Origin of the sequence: Variovorax sp. (assembly GCF_035634955.1) — a bacterium.
GTDB lineage: Bacteria > Pseudomonadota > Gammaproteobacteria > Burkholderiales > Burkholderiaceae_C > Variovorax.
On sequence record NZ_DASQBZ010000025.1, the window covers coordinates 636,553 to 654,407 of the forward strand.

A 17,855-nucleotide genomic window follows, 5' to 3' on the forward strand; every position below is an offset into this window, starting at 1 on the left:
CCCGGTTGCGACCGGCGTGACGTACGCACGAAGCCGGCCGCTCAGCCGGGCCAGCGCAGGCGCCGCGCCTGGGCTCGCAGCGCGCCGAGCGTGGCCTCGGGCCTGGCCGCGTAGCGCTGCGCCTCCAGTCGCAGCAGCCAGTCGGCCAGCGCCGCGGCCGCCCGGTCGTCCGCACCGAAGTGCGCCCGCACCCGGGCGGCCATCTCGCGCGGCGTACTGGTGTCCGGCAGCGCCAGGCCGGCGCGCAGCAGGCGCAGGCGCGTGCGCGCGAGCAGGCGCAGCCATGGGTCTTGCCGATGGCGCTCCCACAAGGTCCACAGGGCGGCGCCGAGGCTGGCGGCGATCACCAGCGCCAGCAGGAGCAGGACAAGGTCCTGCGCACTCGGTGCCGAGAAGCCCAGGTGCCGCATCAGGTCGAGCTGGCGCCCCTGCGTGTAGTTGAGCACCCATTGGTTCCAGCGGTTGTTCACGGCTTCCCAGGCGGCGCGCATGTTCTGCAGCAAGGTGGGATCGACCGCGTTGACGGCACCGGCGAAGACGCCGTCTGGCGCGCTCAGCCGGCGGAAGGCGCCGACCCGGTCGGGCGAGATGGCGCCCGTGGGATCCACTCGCACCCAGCCCTGGCCGGCGAGCCAGACCTCGGCCCAGGCGTGGGCGTCGCGGTGGCGCAGCGTCCAGTAGCCGTCCACCGGGTTGAGGTCCCCGCCCTGGTAGCCCGTGACGATGCGCACCGGAATGTCTGCCGAGCGCATCAGCACCGCGAAGGCCGAGGCGATGTGCTCGCAGAAGCCGGCCTTGCGGTCGAACCAGAACTCGTCGGCGGTGTGTTCGCCGTAGGTGCCGGGCTCGAGCGTGTAGCTGTAGCCGCCGGTGCGCAGCCGCGCCAGGGCCGAGCGCACGAAGGCGGCATCGTCGGTGGCCAGTGTCGGCTCGGCGCGCATCTGCCGCGCCAGCTCGGCCGTGCGCGGATTGCTCTGCGGCGGCAGCTGGGTGTAGATGGCCAGGTCGGGCACTCGCCGCGTCGGGCCGTTGACGAACTGCGGAAAGCTGCGCGCGCGGTAGCGCAGCATGTCGCGAATCGGTTGCCCTGCCACCCACTGGAGTTCCGGGGTCTGGCGCAGCTGCAGATCCGGCGGGCCCTGCGGTGCATCGGGCGCGGCGTCGAGCGTGAGCAGCCAGGGGCGGTGGCTCGGCTCGAGCGTCACTTCATAGTCGACCGCGGCGCCGCGCACCTGGAGCGCGGACGGCACCCGGGCCGACAGGTAGCCAGGCAGGGCGCGCCATTCGCGGCCATCGAAGCGAGCCAGCACCGGCCCGCGGAAGTACAGGTCGCGCTGCGGCGGCGGACGGTCGCCCTCGAAGCGCACGCGCGCGGCAATGCCGTCGTCCAGGGCCAGCTCGGCGATGGCGCCGACGCGCATGTCCCCACCGAGGCCGGAGCGGCCCGCCATGGCGTCGGTGGGCATGCCCCATAGCGGCGCCACCCGCGGGAAGAGGACGAACAGCGCCACCATCGCCGGCGCGCCCAGCAGCGCCATGCGCCCGGCCATGCGCGCGGCCAGCATCAGCGACGGGCGGCCGACCGGCATGTGCGCGTTGACCAGCGCGGTGAGCAGTCCCAGCAGCGCCACCAGCATGGCGAAGGCCGTCGGCAGCGATTGCGAGTAGAAGAAGTTCGTGAGCATCGCGAAGAAGCCCAGGAAGAACACGACGAAGGCATCGCGGCGCGCGCGCAGTTCCAGCGTCTTGAAGGCCAGCAGCAGCACGATCAGCGTGACGCCGGCGTCGCGCCCGAGCAGCGTGCGATGGGTGACCGCGGTGGCGCCCAGGGCCAGCACCAGCAGCCCGATGCGCCACACGCGCCCCGGCAGCGGCTGGCCGGTCAGGGCGAGCCGGCCGCGCCAGAGCAGCACGAGGGCGGTCAACGCGCTGCACCACACCGGAAGCCGGGACACCTGCGGCAGCACGATGACGCCGATGACGGCGAGCAGGAACAGCGTGTCGCGCGCGTCGCGCGGCAGGCGGGACAGGCTGGCGCGGCTCAGCATGTGGCGAGCAGCTCCAGGCATTGGCGCCGGTGCGCCTCGCCCTGCGCCGGGCCGGCCTGGCGCCCGGCGACGCGCAAGCCGTAGTCGACGCCCAGGCGGTCGGCCATCAGCACCCACGCCGCCAGGCGCGAGAGCCGGGCCTCGCGCCCGGGCAGGCCGGTGTGCGCCTCGTCCAGCCACAAGGCCTGCTGCCGGGCCTGCTGCGTCTCGCGGCTGTAGAGGTCGTCCGAGCCGGCGGCCATGGCGCGCGCGACCTTCTTCCACACGACCATCTTGAGCGGGTCGCCGCGCCGGTAGGCGCGCACGCCGTCGTACTCGCCGGTCCGGGCGACGCGGGCGTCGGACGCAAGCGTGGCGTCCGCCACCGGGTCGCCCGGGGGCAGCGGCGGCGGCTGGATTTCAGGCGCAGGGTAGACCAGCACCCTTGCCGCCGGACGCCAGAGCGACCAGACGCGGAACGTGCCGAGCGGAAACCGCGTCTCCACCACCAGCGCCGGCGCCGGATGAAGACCGCGGTGTTCGGCGCGGAAGGCGACCTCGATCGTGCTGCTGCCGCCCCCGGGCACGTCGCACCAGGCCCACTGCAGCCGGCCGGGGCCCCGCACCGCCATGCCGATGCCCCAGCGCGGCGCGCGGCGGTCGTTGTCGAGCACGACGCGCAGCACCGCGGCGGCGCCGGCGAACTGCGGCTCCGGGGGCAGCAGGTGCAGCGCCAGCCCGCGCAGCGTCGCGTGGCTGACGTACATGCCGGCGGCTACGCTGCCGGCCAGCAGGAACGTGAGCAGGTAGCCGAGATTGAGCTGGTAGTTGATCGAGGCGACCAGCAGCACCAGCACCGTCACGCCCAGCATCCAGCCGGCGCGCGTGGGCACGATGTAGACGTTGCGCTGGGTCAGCTGCAGCCGGTCCGACGGCGGCCGGCGCGACAGGAACCAGCCGTCGATCCGCTGGCGCAGCGAGGGGTTCATCGGGTCCTGCCGTTGTCGCGTCAGGGCAGCGGCGTCGCCGCCATCATGGCGCGCACCTGCTCGACCGCGCCGCGGCCCGCATCGCCCACCGGCGTCAGCCGGTGGGCGATGGTCTGCGCCAGCACCGCCTGCACGTCGTCGGGCGCGGCGTAGTCGCGGTTGTCCAGCAGCGCCTGCGCCTTGGCCGCGCGCAGCAAGGCGATGCCGGCACGCGGCGACAGCCCCTGCAGGAACCAGCGGCCCGAGCGTGTTGCCGCGAGCAGGTCCTGCACATAGTTGAGCAGTGGCTCGGCCGCGTGCACCTGCTGGACTCGCTGCTGCAATGCCACCAGTTCGCCGGCGGTCAGCAGCGCCGGCAGCCGGCCGAGCATGTCGCGCCGGTCGTCGCCGGCCAGCAGCTCGCGCTCGGCGGCGCGGTCGGGATAGCCCAGCGAGATGCGCATCAGGAAGCGGTCGAGCTGCGACTCGGGCAGGGCGAAGGTGCCCAGCTGGTCGTGCGGGTTCTGGGTGGCGATGACGAAGAACGGCGAGGGCAGCGCGCGCGTCTCGCCTTCGATGCTCACCTGTCGCTCTTCCATGGCCTCGAGCAGCGCGCTCTGGGTCTTGGGGCTGGCGCGGTTGATCTCGTCGGCCAGCAGGACCTGGGTGAAGACCGGCCCCGGGTGGAACACGAAGCTTTGCTGGGTGCGGTCGTACACGGCCACGCCGGACAGGTCGCCCGGCATCAGGTCTGCGGTGAACTGAACTCGCGAGAACTGCAGCCCGAACGTGTGGGCCAGCGCATGGGCCAGGGTAGTCTTGCCAACTCCCGGAACGTCCTCGATCAGGAGATGCCCGCCCGCCAGCAGGCAGGCCACGCAGTCGCGCACCTGGGCCTGTTTGCCCACGATCACCGTGTTAAGCTGATTCAGGAGGCTCGCGAGCTTGGCCGCGACGTCCATTTTTGTATCCATCTGCAAACGATACCTGAAGGTCAAATAACCCTCGGCGGGGCCCCCTTGACCTGTACCACGAGACACCATGGGCAAGACGGGCTACTTCATTCACCGTGACTTCTGGAAGCACGAGATGGGGCAGGGACACCCGGAATGCCCCGGGCGGCTCGACGCCATCGAGGACCGCCTGCTCTCCAGCGGCGTCGGCGACGCGCTCGAGCGCCAGGAAGACATTCCCCTGGCCACGATGGAGCAACTGCGCCTGGCCCACACGGCCGGGCACGTCGAGCATCTGCAGGCCCTCGGTCAGCGCCTGGTGGCCGACGCGCCGGCGGGCGGGCCGGACCACGCACAGATCGATCCCGACACCTCGATGAATAGCTTCACGATGCTGGCCGCGCGCCGCGCGGCGGGCGCCGCGGTGGCAGCCACCGATGCGGTCATCGGCGGGCAGCTCGAGAACGCCTTCTGCGCGGTGCGCCCGCCCGGCCACCATGCCTGCCACGACAAGGCGATGGGCTTTTGTTTCTTCAACAACGTCGCGATCGGCGTGCGCCATGCGCTGGAGGTGCACGGCCTGTCGCGCGTGGCGGTGGTCGATTTCGACGTGCACCACGGCAACGGCACCGAGGACATTCTGGCCAACGATCCGCGGGTGCTGATGGTCGGCATCTTCCAGCATCCCTTCTATCCGTTCAGCGGCACCGAGCAACCGGCGTCCAACATGATGAACGTGCCGGTGCCGGCCTATACGCGGGGCATGGAGATCCGCGAGATCGTCGAGATGATGTGGGTGCCCCGGCTGGAGGACTTCAAGCCGCAGATGATCTTCGTGAGCGCCGGCTTCGACGCCCACCGCGAGGACGACCTCGGCCAGTTGGGCATGACCGCGAACGACTACTACTGGATCACCAGCCGAATTCGCGACGTGGCCCGGCGTTTCGCCGACGGACGCATCGTCTCGATGCTCGAGGGCGGCTACAACCTCGATGCGCTGGCCGACAGCGTCGAGCAGCATCTGCGCGTGCTGGCCGACGTCTGAGCGGGCCGCGCCGACGGCGCACGTATCGTTTTCTTACCGTGCCGGCGCGAGCAGGCTGGCCGAACGCACTTTGGTCACCTATAATCCCTCAAAAAAAGCACGACCGTTCGTTTATTCATCGATCGCCCGCCGGGGGCGCTGACCGAAATGAACAGGTGCTCGGAAGTCGCCGTCCTAAAATGGCCGGCTCACACTCTTCTCCCCAGGTTTCACTATTCATGGAGTCATCCCAATGAAGGTTCTTGTCCCCGTCAAGCGGGTCGTCGATTACAACGTCAAGGTCCGCGTCAAGAGTGACGGCACGGGCGTGGATATCGCCAACGTCAAGATGAGCATGAACCCCTTCGACGAGATCGCCGTCGAAGAGGCCGTGCGTCTGAAGGAAAAGGGCGTGGTGACCGAAGTGATCGCGGTGTCCTGCGGCGAGGCCAAGTGCCAGGAAACCCTGCGTACCGCGATGGCCATCGGTGCCGACCGCGGCATCCTGGTCGAGACCAGCGAAGAACTGCAGCCCCTGGCGGTTGCCAAGCTGCTCAAGGCCCTGGTGGACAAGGAGCAGCCGCAACTCGTCATCCTGGGCAAGCAGGCGATCGACGACGACGCCAACCAGACCGGCCAGATGCTCGCCGCCCTGGCCGACCTGCCCCAGGCCACCTTCGCCTCGAAGGTCGAAGTGGCGGGCGACAAGGTCAGCGTCACGCGCGAAGTGGACGGCGGCCTGGAAACGCTGAGGCTGTCGCTGCCGGCGGTCATCACCACCGACCTGCGCCTGAACGAGCCGCGCTACGTGACGCTGCCCAACATCATGAAGGCCAAGAAGAAGCAGCTGGACACCTTCAAGCCCGACGAACTCGGCGTGGACGTGGCCCCGCGCCTGAAGACGCTCAAGGTGGCCGAGCCCCCGAAGCGCGGCGCCGGCATCAAGGTGCCGGACGTCGCCACGCTGGTGGACAAGCTCAAGACCGAAGCGAAGGTAATCTAAGGGAACCGCGACATGACCGTACTCGTTATTGCTGAACACGACCACGCCACCGTCAAGCCGGCGACCCTCAACACCGTCACCGCCGCCATCGCCTGCGGCAGCGGCGACGTGCACATCCTGGTGGCCGGCGCCAATGCCGCCGAGGCCGCTGCGGCCGCCGCCAAGATCGCCGGCGTGGCCAAGGTGATCGCCGCCGACAGCGCTTCGCTCGCCGAGAACCTGGCCGAGAACGTGGCCGCGCAGGTGCTGGCCATCGCCGGCAACTACAGCCACATCCTGTTCCCGGCCACGGCCAGCGGCAAGAACGTCGCCCCGCGCGTGGCCGCCAAGCTCGACGTTGCGCAGATCAGCGACATCACCAAGGTCGACAGCGCCGACACCTTCGAGCGCCCGATCTACGCGGGCAACGCCATCGCGACCGTGCAGAGCAGCGACAAGATCAAGGTGCTGACGGTGCGCACCACCGGCTTCGATGCCGCGGCGGCCGAAGGCGGCAGCGCCTCGGTGGAGAACGCCGAGGGCGTGGCCGACAGCGGCAAGAGCAGCTTCGTCGGCCGCGAGGTCACGAAGAGTGAGCGGCCCGAACTGACGGCAGCCAAGATCATCGTCTCCGGCGGCCGCGCCCTGGGCAGCGCGGAGAAGTTCCAGGAAGTCATGGCTCCCCTGGCCGACAAGCTGGGCGCCGGCCTGGGCGCCTCGCGCGCGGCGGTGGACGCGGGCTATGCGCCCAACGACTGGCAGGTCGGCCAGACCGGCAAGATCGTCGCGCCGCAGCTGTACATCGCCGCGGGCATCTCCGGGGCCATCCAGCATCTGGCCGGCATGAAGGACTCCAAGGTGATCGTGGCGATCAACAAGGACGAAGAAGCACCGATCTTCTCGGTGGCCGACTACGGCCTCGTGGCCGACCTTTTCACGGCCGTGCCGGAACTGGTCAAGGCGCTGTAGGACACGCGCCTTCAACAAGAAAGGGGCATCGTCGGATGCCCTTTTTTTCGCGTTTTTTTGCATCTCAGGAGAGAACAATGAGCTACACCGCCCCGCTCAAGGACATGCTGTTCGACATCGAGCACCTGGCCCGTATCGATGAAGTGGCCAAGCTGCCGCCGTTCGCGGACGCCGGCCTCGAGACGGCGCAGGCCGTGCTGGAGGAATGCGCCCGTCTGAACCAGGACGTGATCGCGCCGCTGAACGTCGAGGGCGACCGCCATCCTTCGTCGCTCAAGGACGGCGTGGTCAGCACCACCCCCGGCTTCAAGGAGGCATATGCCCAGTACGCGGCCGGCGGCTGGCAGGGCCTGCAGCAGCCCGCCGAGTTCGGGGGGCAGGGCCTGCCCAAGACCATTGGGGCGGCCTGCACGGAGATGCTCAATTCGGCCAACATGAGCTTCGCGCTGTGCCCGCTGCTCTCGGACGGGGCGATCGAGGCGCTGCTGACCGCCGGCTCGGACGAGCTCAAGGCCACCTATCTCGAGAAGCTGGTCAGCGGCCAATGGACCGGCACCATGAACCTGACCGAGCCGCAGGCCGGCAGCGACCTGGCGCTGGTGCGCAGCCGGGCCGAGCGCCAGGCGGACGGCACGTACAAGGTGTTCGGCACCAAGATATTCATCACCTACGGCGAGCACGACATGGCCGAGAACATCGTGCACCTGGTGCTGGCCCGCGTGGCCGGGGCCCCGGAAGGCGTGAAGGGCATCAGCCTGTTCGTCGTGCCGAAGTTCCTGGTGAACAAGGACGGCAGCCTGGGTGCGCGCAACGACGTGTTCTGCGTGAGCATCGAGCACAAGCTGGGCATCAAGGCGTCGCCCACGGCGGTGCTGCAGTACGGCGACAACGGCGGCGCCGTGGGCTACCTGGTCGGCGAGGAGAACCGCGGGCTGGAGTACATGTTCATCATGATGAACGCGGCGCGCTTCGCCGTCGGCATGCAGGGCATCGCGATCGCCGAGCGCGCCTACCAGCAGGCCGTGGCCTATGCGCGCGAGCGCGTGCAGAGCCGCCCGGTGGACGGCTCGGTGGCCGGCAGCGCGCCGATCATCCATCACCCGGACATCCGCCGCATGCTGATGACGATGCGTGCGCAGACCGAGGGCTGCCGCGCCATGGCCGCCGTGGCCGCGGCCGCCTACGACGCGGCGCACCATCATGCGGACGCCGACGTGCGCAAGCAGAACCAGGCCTTCTACGAATTCATGGTGCCGCTGGTCAAGGGCTACAGCACCGAGATGAGCCTCGAGGTGGCATCGCTGGGCGTGCAGGTGCACGGCGGCATGGGCTTCATCGAGGAAACGGGCGCGGCCCAGTACCTGCGCGATGCCAAGATCCTGACCATCTACGAGGGCACCACCGCCATCCAGGCGAACGACCTGGTCGGGCGCAAGACACTGCGCGATGGCGGCCAGGTGGCCAAGGCGATCGCCGCGCAGATCGAGAAGACCGAAGGCGAACTCGTGGAACTCGGCAGCGACGAGGCCAAGGCCGTGGCGGTGCGCCTTGCGGCAGCCCGCGAGGCGTTCGTTCGCGTGGTCGATTTCATGACGGGCACGATGAAGTCGTCGCCCAACGCGGTGTTCGCCGGCAGCGTGCCTTACCTGCTGATGGCCGGCCGCCTCGTGGCCGGCTGGCAGCTGGCGCGCTCGCTGCTGGTGGCGACCGGGCTGGCCGCCAAGGGTCACGACGTACCGTTCATGCAGGCCAAGATCGTCACGGCCCGCTTCTTTGCCGAGCACGTGCTCAACGCCGTGCCGGCCACCGCCGACAGCATCGTCGCCGGCGCCGACAGCACCATCGCGATGGCGCTCGATGCCTTCTGATCCCGCGAACACGAGAGACCCGATGTCCAAACTGCCCCCCGTCCTGCAGAACCTGCCGATGCCCGTCATCGGCTCGCCGCTGTTCATCATCAGCAACCCGAAGCTCGTCGTCGCGCAGTGCAAGGCGGGCGTGGTGGGCGCCATGCCGGCGCTCAATGCACGGCCCGCGTCGCAGCTCGACGAGTGGCTGGCCGAGATCACCGAGGAACTGGCCGCCTACAACAAGGCCAATCCGGACAGGCCGGCCGCACCGTTCGCCATCAACCAGATCGTGCACAAGAGCAATGACCGGCTCGAGCACGACATGGAGATGGTGAAGAAGTACAAGGTGCCGATCATCATCACGTCGCTGGGCGCACGCGAGGACGTCAACCAGGCCGTGCACAGCTATGGCGGCGTGACGCTGCATGACGTCATCAACGACAAGTTCGCCCGCAAGGCGATCGAGAAGGGCGCCGACGGCATCATCGCCGTGGCAGCCGGTGCCGGCGGCCACGCGGGCGTGAAGAGCCCGTTTGCGCTGATCCACGAGATCCGCCAGTGGTTCGACGGCCCGCTGGCCCTGTCGGGCTCGATCGCCACCGGCGGCGCGGTGCTGGCGGCGCAGGCCATGGGCGCAGACTTCGCCTATATCGGGACGGCCTTCATTGCCACGCACGAGGCGCGCGCCAGCGAGGAGTACAAGCGCGCCATCGTCGAGGGCACCTCCGACGACATCGTGTACTCGAACCTGTTCACCGGCGTGCACGGCAACTACCTTGCGCCGTCGATCGTCGCGGCCGGCATGGATCCGGCCAACCTGCCTCAAGGCGATGTCAAGACGATGAACTTCGGCGGCGAAGGCGGCGCCAAGAAGGCCTGGAAGGACATCTGGGGCTCGGGGCAGGGCATCGGCGCGATCACCGAGGTGACCGGTGCCGCCGCGTTCGTGGAAAAGCTCAAGGCCGAATACGTCGCCGCCAGGCAGCGCCTGAAGCTCTGAGACTGGGTCAGGCGGCGGTCGTGGCGATGCCGCCCAGGTAGACCAGGCCCAGCACGCCCACCGCCACGCCGCTGGCGCGCAGCATGACGCGGGCGGTGGTGCCGCGGGCGCCCAGCCAGCCCAGGCCGATGCCCGCCACGTGCAACGCGCACGTGCTGGCGACGAACCCCGCCGTGTAGAGCCACGGGCTGGCCGCCTCGGGAATCTCCACCCCGTGCGCGTAGCCGTGGCAGAAGCCGAACGCGCCCACGCAGGCCATGACCAGCGCATGCGGCATGCGCTTGCGCAAGGCGATGGCAGAGCCCAGCGCGACGAGCGACAGGGCGATGCCGGCTTCGGCGAAATGCGCGCCCGCCCATGCGAAGCCGGCCGCGCCGCCGATGATCATTGCCGCAACGAAGGCGGCTGGCACGCGCCAGATGCTGGCGCCCCCGAGCTGCACGCTGACGATGCCCACGCAGACCATGGCCATCAGGTGGTCCGGGCCGAGCAACGGGTGCAAAAGGCCTCCGGCCAGCCCGGCGGCGTGGCCTGGATGAGCCTGTGCCGCAGACGCGGCCAATGCGAGCGGCAATGCGATCTTCAGGTGACGGGACAGTGTGTTCATGTCAAACGGCGCTGGTCGGGTAAGCGTCGGCGGATGCGAAAACGCGGGCATGATGCGCCAACAAAACGCATTGTGAAGGAGGTTGCCGGCGTCGGGTCCGTCCTGCCATGCCGGTGCGCATCATGAGTCCACGTCATTGCGCGAGGCACTGATACCGGAATGCACGGCGAGCCCAGCGTCGAACAGCGCCTGCGTGGCATGGCCAGCCGCCCGCAGGCCGGCGCGCTGCTGCAAGTGCTGGCATCGCTGTTGTGGATTCCGCAGGCCGCGCTTGTTGCGTTGACGGTCCAGCGCATGGCCGATGGCCGCGGGTTCGAGGACCTCGTCGCGCCGATCCTGGGCGTGCTGTTGCTTGGCCTGGCGCGCGCGCTGGCTGACGCCGACGGCGCACGCCGCTTGTTCGGCCAGGCACGCGCTGCATTGGGCGACCTGCGCGCGCAAACCTGCCGCGCCCTGGTGGCGCGATCGCCGCTGGACCGAGGCCGCCCGGCTTCCGGCCTGGCCGCGAGCGTGCTGGCCGAGCAGGCCGAACTGCTGATGGCCTTCCTGCTGCGCTACCAGCCCGCGCGTTGGCGGGTGATGCTGGTCCCGCCGGTCATGCTCGCGGCGGTGGCGGCCTGTTCGTGGGTTGCGGCGCTGGTGCTGCTGCTGGCGGCCCCGCTCATTCCGATGTTCATGGCCATCGTCGGCTGGCGGGCCCAGGCGGCGAGCCGCGAACAGTTGCTCGAACAGGGCGGCATGAACGCCTTCCTGCTCGATCGCCTGCGCGGCCTCGAGACATTGCGTGGCCTTGGCGCAGTCCGGATCACGGCGCAGCGGCTGCGTACCAATGCGCAGGCACTGCGCCAACGCACCATGGCGGTGTTGCGGATCGCGTTCCTGTCATCGGCCGTACTGGAGCTCTTTGCCGCGCTCGGCGTTGCGATGGTCGCCGTGTACGTGGGCTTCCATCTGCTCGGTCAACTGGAATTCGGTGCATGGCGGGGGCGGCTGACGCTGGGCGAGAGCCTGTTCGTGCTGATGCTGGCGCCCGCATTCTTCGAGCCGCTGCGCGACCTGTCCGCCGCCTGGCACGACCGTGCCGCCGGCGAGGCGGCGTTGCAGGCGGTGGCGCAACTCACGCGGCCGGGCCTGGCGCTGCCCGGTGCCGGGCAACCACTGGCCGGCGGCGTATCGGCCGAGCCGATGGCCTCGGGTGGCCCGCCGGCGGTGTCCGTGCGCGGCTTGCGCCTCCATGACGGCGACGGGCCGCGCTTGCATGCAGGCGCCGAGGCCTTCGCGCTGGACGTGGCGCCCGGCGAACGGGTGGCGCTGTTCGGCGCCAGCGGATGCGGCAAGAGCACCGTGCTGGCCTTGCTGGCGGGCCTGCTGCCGGTGCGGGCCGGGCAGATCGAGATCGGCGGCGCGCTCCTCGACGACGAAGGGGCCGCGCGGGTCCGCGACCGGATCGGCTGGATGGGGCAGAAGCCGCATGTATTTGCCGGCTCGATCCGTGCCAACCTGGTGCCGGGCGATCCCCTGCCGCGGCTCGACCACACGGTCGACGCGCTGTCGCTTGCCGGTCTCGATTCGGTGGCACAGGCCCATCCGGCGGCGGCATTGGGGGAGGGCGGTGCCGGCCTGTCCGGGGGTGAGCTGGCACGCCTGGCGCTGGCACGGCTGGCTTTGCGTGCGCGCCGGGCCGACCTGCTGCTGCTGGACGAGCCCACGGCGCACCTGGACAGCGAGACCGCCCTGCAGGTCGGCGACCTGCTGCTGAAGCTGGCCGTGGGGCGCACCCTGATCGTCGCCACGCACGACCCGCTGCTGGCCGCGCGCATGGACAGGGTGGTCCACCTGCAACCTTCCGATGGCGCCGGCGCCATGTGCATCCAATGAGCGCACGGCAGATCGACGGCGAGGCGCTTGCGGCGGTGTTGAAGGCATCGGCCCCTCCGGCGCGGCGAGAGGGCGGGCTGCAGCGCGAGCTGGGTGCCGTGGCCAGGCTCTACATGTCGGCGCGGCCGGCCATGCTCGCCCTGGGCGCCGGACTGGCGGCCACCACGGTGCTGATGGGCATGGCGCTGCTCGGCCTGTCGGGCTGGTTCATCGCGGCCACCGCGTTGGCCGGCATGCAGGTCGCGAGCGCGATGGCCTTCGATGTGTTCATGCCGTCGGCGGCCATCCGACTGCTGGCGATCGGGCGCACCGCATCACGCTACGGCGAACGGCTGGTGACGCACGAGGCCACGCTGGGCGTGAGCGCGGCGCTGCGCGAGCGGCTGTTCCTGGGCTGGGCCCGGCCTCGCGCGGCGCGCCGCCTGCTGGCACGGCCGGCACGGCTGCTGTACCGATTGACGGGCGACATCGATGCCCTGGAGTCGCTCTACCTGCGGGTCACCGTGCCGGCATTGAGCGCGGCGGGCGCGGCGCTGATGGCCGGGCTGGTGATGGCCTTCTTCGACATGTGGTTCGCGTTGCTGCTCGCGGCACTTCTGCTGGCGGCAGGATGGGGAATTGCGCTGTGGACCGGGTGGCGCGCGCGGCACCTGTCCATGCGCCGCGCACTGCACCTGGAGCGCCTGCGCGCGAGCACCGTGGACCTGCTGGCGGGCCAGGCCGAACTCGTGATGGCCGGGCACCTGCAGCGCCAATGCGAAGCGTTCGAACGCGCCGACCAGCGGCTGGCACGCAGCGAGGCCGAGCTGCAGGGTCTGGAGGCGCGTGCCGTCCTGGCCTACGGCGCGCTGGGCGCCGTGGTGCTCGCCGGCGTGCTGCTGGCGGCCGCCTGGATGGTCGATGCGCGCGGCATGAGCGTTCCTGCGGCGGCACTGCTGGTGCTGCTGGCCGTCGGCTCGACCGAGCCGCTGGCGGGCTTGCGACGTGGCGCGATGGAACTGGGGCGCAGCCTCCTGGCCGTGCGGCGCATCGCGCCACGCCTGTCCGATGCGGGCGATGCTTGCGCGGTGTCGGCCCCGCCGGGCGGCACCACGGTCCTGATCTCGGGCATGAGCGTGACGCATGCAGGCAGCGCGTGCCCGGCGCTGAAGGCGATCGACCTGCGCGTGGCGCCCGGCGAACGCGTGGCACTGGTCGGCCGCAGCGGCGCGGGCAAGTCCACGCTGCTGGCCGCGGTGGCCGGCGAGGTGACGGCGCTCTCGGGCAGCGTGCACGCGCTGCCGGCGAGCTGGCTCACGCAGCGCACCGAGTTGTTCCAGGACACGCTGCGCGACAACCTGCTGCTGGCCGCGCCCGGCGCCGACGATGCCCGGCTTTGGTGGGCCCTTGACGCGGCCGGCCTTGCGGCGGACGTTCGCGAGTTGCCCGGCGGCCTCGATGCCCGCCTGGGCGAAGGCGGCCTCGGCCTGTCCGGCGGCCAGGCCCGGCGGCTGGCGCTGGCCCGTCTCCTGCTGCGCGACTGTGCCCTGTGGCTACTGGACGAGCCGACCGAAGCATTGGACACTCGCGTTGCGCACGATGTCCTGCGGCGCCTGCAAGGGCTGGCGCAGGGACGCAGTCTCGTGATCGCGACCCACTTGCGGCGCGAGGCTGCGCTGGCCGACCGGCTGCTGCGCGTGCAGGACGGATGTCTCGTCGAGGAGGCGATACGGGGAACACCGGCGTTCGAATCGCTGCTCGCATCGCTGAGGCGGGACTGAAGGGAACGAGGGCTGAGGGTCGGCTACAAGAAACCACAAGAAAGGAAGAGCCATGGATCTGGACATCGTCGCACTGTCACGCTTGCAATTCGCGCTCACTGCGCTCTATCACTTCCTGTTCGTGCCGCTCACGCTGGGCCTGTCGATCATCCTGGCGATCATGGAGACGGTGTACGTCATGACCGGTCGCCCGATATGGCGCGACATGACGAAGTTCTGGGGCGTGCTGTTCGGCATCAACTTCGCCATGGGCGTGGCCACCGGCGTGGTGATGGAGTTCCAGTTCGGCATGAACTGGTCCTACTACAGCCACTATGTCGGCGACATCTTCGGCGCCCCGCTGGCCATCGAAGGGCTGATGGCCTTCTTCCTCGAAGCCACGTTCGTGGGCCTGTTCTTCTTCGGCTGGGAGCGCATGTCCAAGGTCGGACACCTGATCGCCACGTGGGCCGTGGCGCTGGGCTCGAACTTCTCGGCCCTGTGGATCCTGATTGCCAACGGCTGGATGCAGAACCCGGTCGGCTCGGTCTTCAATCCGCAGACGTTGCGCATGGAGGTGGACAACTTCGCCGAGGTCCTGACCAACCCGGTGGCGCAGGCCAAGTTCGTGCACACCGTGTCCGCCGGCTACACGGTGGCGGCCATCTTCGTGCTCGGCGTCTCGGCCTGGTACCTGCTCAAGGGTCGCCACATCGAGCTGGCCAAGCGCTCGATGACCGTGGCCGCATCGTTCGGGCTGGCCGCCTCGCTGTCGGTGGTGGTGCTGGGCGATGAAAGCGGCTACCTCTCCACCGAGCACCAGAAGATGAAGCTGGCCGCCATCGAGGCGATGTGGGAAACCGAGCCGGCGCCGGCCGCGTTCACCGCCTTCGGCTTTCCGGACCAGGCCGCGCGCGAGACGCACTTCGCCGTGCATGTTCCATGGGTGATGGGCCTGATCGGCACGCGCTCGCTGACCACGGTGATTCCGGGCATCGACGAACTGATCAAGCGCGCCGAGGTGCGCATCACCAACGGGATCAAGGCATACGACGCGCTGCAGAAGATCCGTGCGGCCGGCCGCAGCGCCGCCATCCCCGACGATGCGCGCAAGGCTTTCGAGGACCACGGCGCGGACATGGGCTACGCACTGCTGCTCAAGCGCTACGTCGACGACCCGCGCCAGGCAACGCCCGAGCAGATCCGGCAGGCGGCCCGGGACACCCTGCCGCCCGTGGCGCCGCTGTACTGGTCGTTCCGCGTGATGGTCGGCCTGGGCATCTTCTTCATCCTGTTGACCTTCACCTTCTTCGTGCTGTCGGCGCGCCGCACGCTGGACCGGCACCGCTGGCTGCTGAAGGTGGCGCTGTGGAGCATCCCCCTGCCGTTCCTGGCCGCGGAGTGCGGATGGATCGTCGCCGAGCTGGGGCGCCAGCCCTGGGTGATCGAGGGTGTCCTGCCGACGGCAGTGGCGGTGTCGAACCTGGGTGCCGGCACGGTGCTGCTGACGCTCGTGATCTTCACGCTGCTCTATACGGTGCTGCTGATCATCGAGTGGAAGCTCTTGCTCAAGGCAATCCGCAAGGGCCCCGAACTGCGCCCGGAGACGGTGGCCGACGCGCGGCGCCGCGGGCACATGCCTCCCAGCGTGCCGGTCGGCGCCGAATGAGCGAAACAAGGAAAAAAAATGATCCTGCATGAACTCATCTCCTACGACGTGCTGCGCCTGATCTGGTGGCTGCTCCTCGGCATCCTGCTGACGGGATTCGCGGTGATGGACGGCTTCGACCTGGGCACCAACATGCTGCTGCCGTTCGTCGGCCGCAACGACCTGGAGCGGCGCGTGGTGATCAACACCGTCGGCCCGGTCTGGGAAGGCAACCAGGTCTGGCTGATCCTCGGGGGCGGCGCCATCTTCGCGGCCTGGCCCCACCTGTACGCCGTCTCGTTCTCGGGCTTCTACCTGGCGATGTTCGTCATCCTGTCGGCCCTGATCCTGCGGCCGGTGGCGTTCAAGTTCCGCAGCAAGAACGAAGACCCCGCGTGGCGCACGCGCTGGGACTGGGTGCTGTTCTTCTGCGGCTTCGTGCCGGCGCTGATCTGCGGCGTGGCCGTGGGCAACGTGCTGCAGGGCGTGCCGTTCCGTCTCGAGGACGACATGCAGATCCACTACACGGGCAGCTTCTTCGGGCTGCTCAACCCGTACGCGCTGCTGTGCGGCCTGCTGTCCGTCGCCATGCTGGTGATGCACGGCGGCGCCTGGGTGCTGCTCAAGACCGAGGGCGCCGTGGCCGAGCGGGCGCGCCGCTTCGGCAGCACCGCGGCGCTGTTGACCATCGTGCTCTACCTGCTGGGCGGGGTGCTGCTGTACATGTTCATCGGCGGCTACCGCATCACCAGCGAAGTGATCACGACCGGTCCGTCGAACCCATTGGCCAAGACGGTGGAGGCGCACGCGGGCGCATGGTTTGCCAACTATGCGTCCTATCCGGCGCTCTACCTGGTGCCGCTGGTGGGCCTGGCCGGCGCCGCGCTGGCGTGGGTGCTGCTGCTGGCGCGCAAGCCGCTGCTGGCGCTGATCATGAGCGGGCTGGGCATCGCCGGGATCGTGCTGAGCGTGGGCGTGTCGATGTTCCCGATGATCCTGCCGTCGTCGATCGATCCGCGCGTGAGCCTGACGGTATGGGACTCTTCATCGAGCCACATGACGCTGTTCATCATGCTGGTGTGCGTCATCATCTTCCTGCCGATCATCCTGGCCTACACGAGCTGGGTCTATTCGATCCTGCGCGGGAAGGTCAACGCCGACGATATCGCGCAGGGCCGCGACCACGCCTACTGAACCCGAGGGAGCATCGACATGTGGTATTTCGCCTGGATTCTCGGCCTGCCGCTGGCGGCGGCCTTTGCCGTGCTCAACGCGATGTGGTTCGAACTGATGGAAGACGAGGCGGTGCGGCGCGACAAGCTGGAAAAGCCGCCGCGGCGGCCGCATTAGGCATTCAGCCGGCCGCGGGCCAGGGCGTTGCCGCGGGCACCGCCGCGGCCGGCTCGACGTCGATGCTCTTGAAGTCGGCGGGCGAGACGATCTCGAGGTACTCCATGTCGGGGGAGTAGTCGAACAGGTAGTGCCGGATGCCGGGGCGCTGATGCACCACGTCCCCGGCTTCGACGAGCGCTTCCTTGTCTTCGTACATGAATCGGGCCCAGCCCTTCATCATGATGACGATCTGGAAATCCGCCTCATGACGGTGCCAGCCGGTGCCCTCTTCCGGGGGCAGATTGGCCCTGACGAGGTGCGCAATGACCTTGCCGTTGGTGGCCTGGGCGATGCCGAGGTCGCGGTAGAGGAAGAAATCCCTGAGGCCGCCGCCGGTGAATTGCGTATCACCAGGCTTCACATGCGAGAACTGGGTCTGGGTCTTGTCCAACATGGGGCACGCTCCTGTCGCCAAGTCGATGGTGCGGTGCGGCATGCATAAAGTGTTCCTTGGGGTGCGGATGCGCGGGCGCGGCGCTTGTACCTGGGCGCTACCTTTGAGGAGGCTGCCGGGGCGCTGCTGCTCTTGGGGAGGCCGCCCGGCCTGCGCTGCCCGCCGGCGGCCTTCACTGCGCCGGCCCCTTCGGGGCTTCCCTGCGGTGCTCGCGAAGCCGGCCTGCGCCGTGTAACTCGCTGCGTTCACTGCGCTCAGACAGACACGGCGAGTCAGAAGTTGAAGCGCGCACACCTGTGCGCGCAGGCCGGCTTCACTGCGCTCCTCGGCGGCACAGAGGCGGCCGCCGACGGACAGCGCAGGCCGGGCGGCGTGGCGTGCAAGCCGTGCGGCCTTCGGTTGCTCGGGAGGGCTGTTGCGATTG

15 protein-coding genes are annotated in these 17,855 nt (G+C 69.4%); 10 read left to right on the forward strand and 5 right to left on the reverse strand.

Annotation, left to right across the window (positions count from 1 at the left end):
* Positions 1-41: 41 nt before the first annotated feature.
* The 3 genes from VES41_RS17215 to VES41_RS17225 are packed head-to-tail and all read right to left on the reverse strand — an operon-like array spanning position 42 to position 3,957.
* Positions 42-2,048 (reverse strand): DUF3488 and transglutaminase-like domain-containing protein, encoded by a 2,007-nt coding sequence (locus tag VES41_RS17215; RefSeq protein ID WP_324819478.1) that lies wholly within the window; start codon positions 2,046-2,048, stop codon positions 42-44.
* Positions 2,042-3,016 carry a DUF58 domain-containing protein gene (locus VES41_RS17220; RefSeq protein WP_324819480.1) on the reverse strand — a complete coding sequence of 325 codons (975 nt, stop codon included), beginning with the start codon at positions 3,014-3,016 and terminating at the stop codon, positions 2,042-2,044. The genes VES41_RS17215 and VES41_RS17220 overlap by 7 nt, the downstream gene beginning before the upstream one ends.
* 20 nt (positions 3,017-3,036) lie before the next feature.
* Positions 3,037-3,957 (reverse strand): MoxR family ATPase, encoded by a 921-nt coding sequence (locus tag VES41_RS17225; protein WP_324819482.1) that lies wholly within the window; start codon positions 3,955-3,957, stop codon positions 3,037-3,039.
* 79 nt (positions 3,958-4,036) lie between these two features.
* On the opposite strand from VES41_RS17225, the gene VES41_RS17230 reads away from it, so the two are divergent.
* The 5 genes from VES41_RS17230 (at position 4,037) to VES41_RS17250 (ending at position 9,773) form a co-directional block, all read left to right on the forward strand.
* Complete coding sequence (locus VES41_RS17230) at positions 4,037-4,993, forward strand: histone deacetylase family protein (protein WP_324819484.1); 957 nt, start codon at positions 4,037-4,039, stop codon at positions 4,991-4,993.
* A 232-nt stretch (positions 4,994-5,225) separates the two neighbouring features.
* Entirely contained in the window at positions 5,226-5,975 is a 750-nt protein-coding gene (locus tag VES41_RS17235) for an electron transfer flavoprotein subunit beta/FixA family protein (RefSeq protein WP_324819486.1), read from the forward strand.
* Between the two features lie 12 nt (positions 5,976-5,987).
* Complete coding sequence (locus tag VES41_RS17240) at positions 5,988-6,923, forward strand: electron transfer flavoprotein subunit alpha/FixB family protein (protein ID WP_324819488.1); 936 nt, start codon at positions 5,988-5,990, stop codon at positions 6,921-6,923.
* A gap of 77 nt (positions 6,924-7,000) precedes the next feature.
* Positions 7,001-8,791, forward strand: coding sequence for an acyl-CoA dehydrogenase (locus VES41_RS17245; protein ID WP_324819490.1), 1,791 nt, complete (start codon positions 7,001-7,003; stop codon positions 8,789-8,791).
* Between the two features lie 22 nt (positions 8,792-8,813).
* Positions 8,814-9,773 (forward strand): nitronate monooxygenase family protein, encoded by a 960-nt coding sequence (locus VES41_RS17250; RefSeq protein WP_324819492.1) that lies wholly within the window; start codon positions 8,814-8,816, stop codon positions 9,771-9,773.
* 7 nt (positions 9,774-9,780) lie between these two features.
* Here the strand turns inward: VES41_RS17250 and VES41_RS17255 are convergent, their stop codons facing one another.
* On the reverse strand, positions 9,781-10,380 hold the full coding sequence (locus tag VES41_RS17255) for a HupE/UreJ family protein (RefSeq protein WP_324819494.1): 600 nt from the start codon (positions 10,378-10,380) through the stop codon (positions 9,781-9,783).
* Positions 10,381-10,539: 159 nt separating this feature from the next.
* On the opposite strand from VES41_RS17255, the gene cydD reads away from it, so the two are divergent.
* The 5 genes from cydD to cydX all read left to right on the forward strand — a co-directional run bounded on the left by cydD (position 10,540) and on the right by cydX (position 16,995).
* Entirely contained in the window at positions 10,540-12,258 is a 1,719-nt protein-coding gene (cydD, locus tag VES41_RS17260) for a thiol reductant ABC exporter subunit CydD (protein ID WP_324819496.1), read from the forward strand.
* Positions 12,259-12,371: 113 nt separating this feature from the next.
* On the forward strand, positions 12,372-14,018 hold the full coding sequence (locus VES41_RS17265) for an amino acid ABC transporter ATP-binding/permease protein (RefSeq protein WP_324819573.1): 1,647 nt from the start codon (positions 12,372-12,374) through the stop codon (positions 14,016-14,018).
* A 52-nt stretch (positions 14,019-14,070) separates the two neighbouring features.
* Positions 14,071-15,666 (forward strand): cytochrome ubiquinol oxidase subunit I, encoded by a 1,596-nt coding sequence (locus VES41_RS17270; protein WP_324819498.1) that lies wholly within the window; start codon positions 14,071-14,073, stop codon positions 15,664-15,666.
* Between the two features lie 18 nt (positions 15,667-15,684).
* Positions 15,685-16,839, forward strand: coding sequence for a cytochrome d ubiquinol oxidase subunit II (gene cydB, locus VES41_RS17275; protein ID WP_324819500.1), 1,155 nt, complete (start codon positions 15,685-15,687; stop codon positions 16,837-16,839).
* Between the two features lie 18 nt (positions 16,840-16,857).
* The gene (gene cydX, locus VES41_RS17280; protein WP_324819502.1) at positions 16,858-16,995 is read left to right on the forward strand and encodes a cytochrome bd-I oxidase subunit CydX; all 138 of its coding nucleotides are present in this window, start codon (positions 16,858-16,860) and stop codon (positions 16,993-16,995) included.
* A gap of 4 nt (positions 16,996-16,999) precedes the next feature.
* On the opposite strand, the gene VES41_RS17285 is transcribed toward cydX, so the two are convergent.
* A complete protein-coding gene (locus VES41_RS17285) occupies positions 17,000-17,431 on the reverse strand; it encodes a cupin domain-containing protein (protein WP_324819575.1) in 432 nt (143 codons plus the stop codon).
* Positions 17,432-17,855 lie beyond the last annotated feature (424 nt).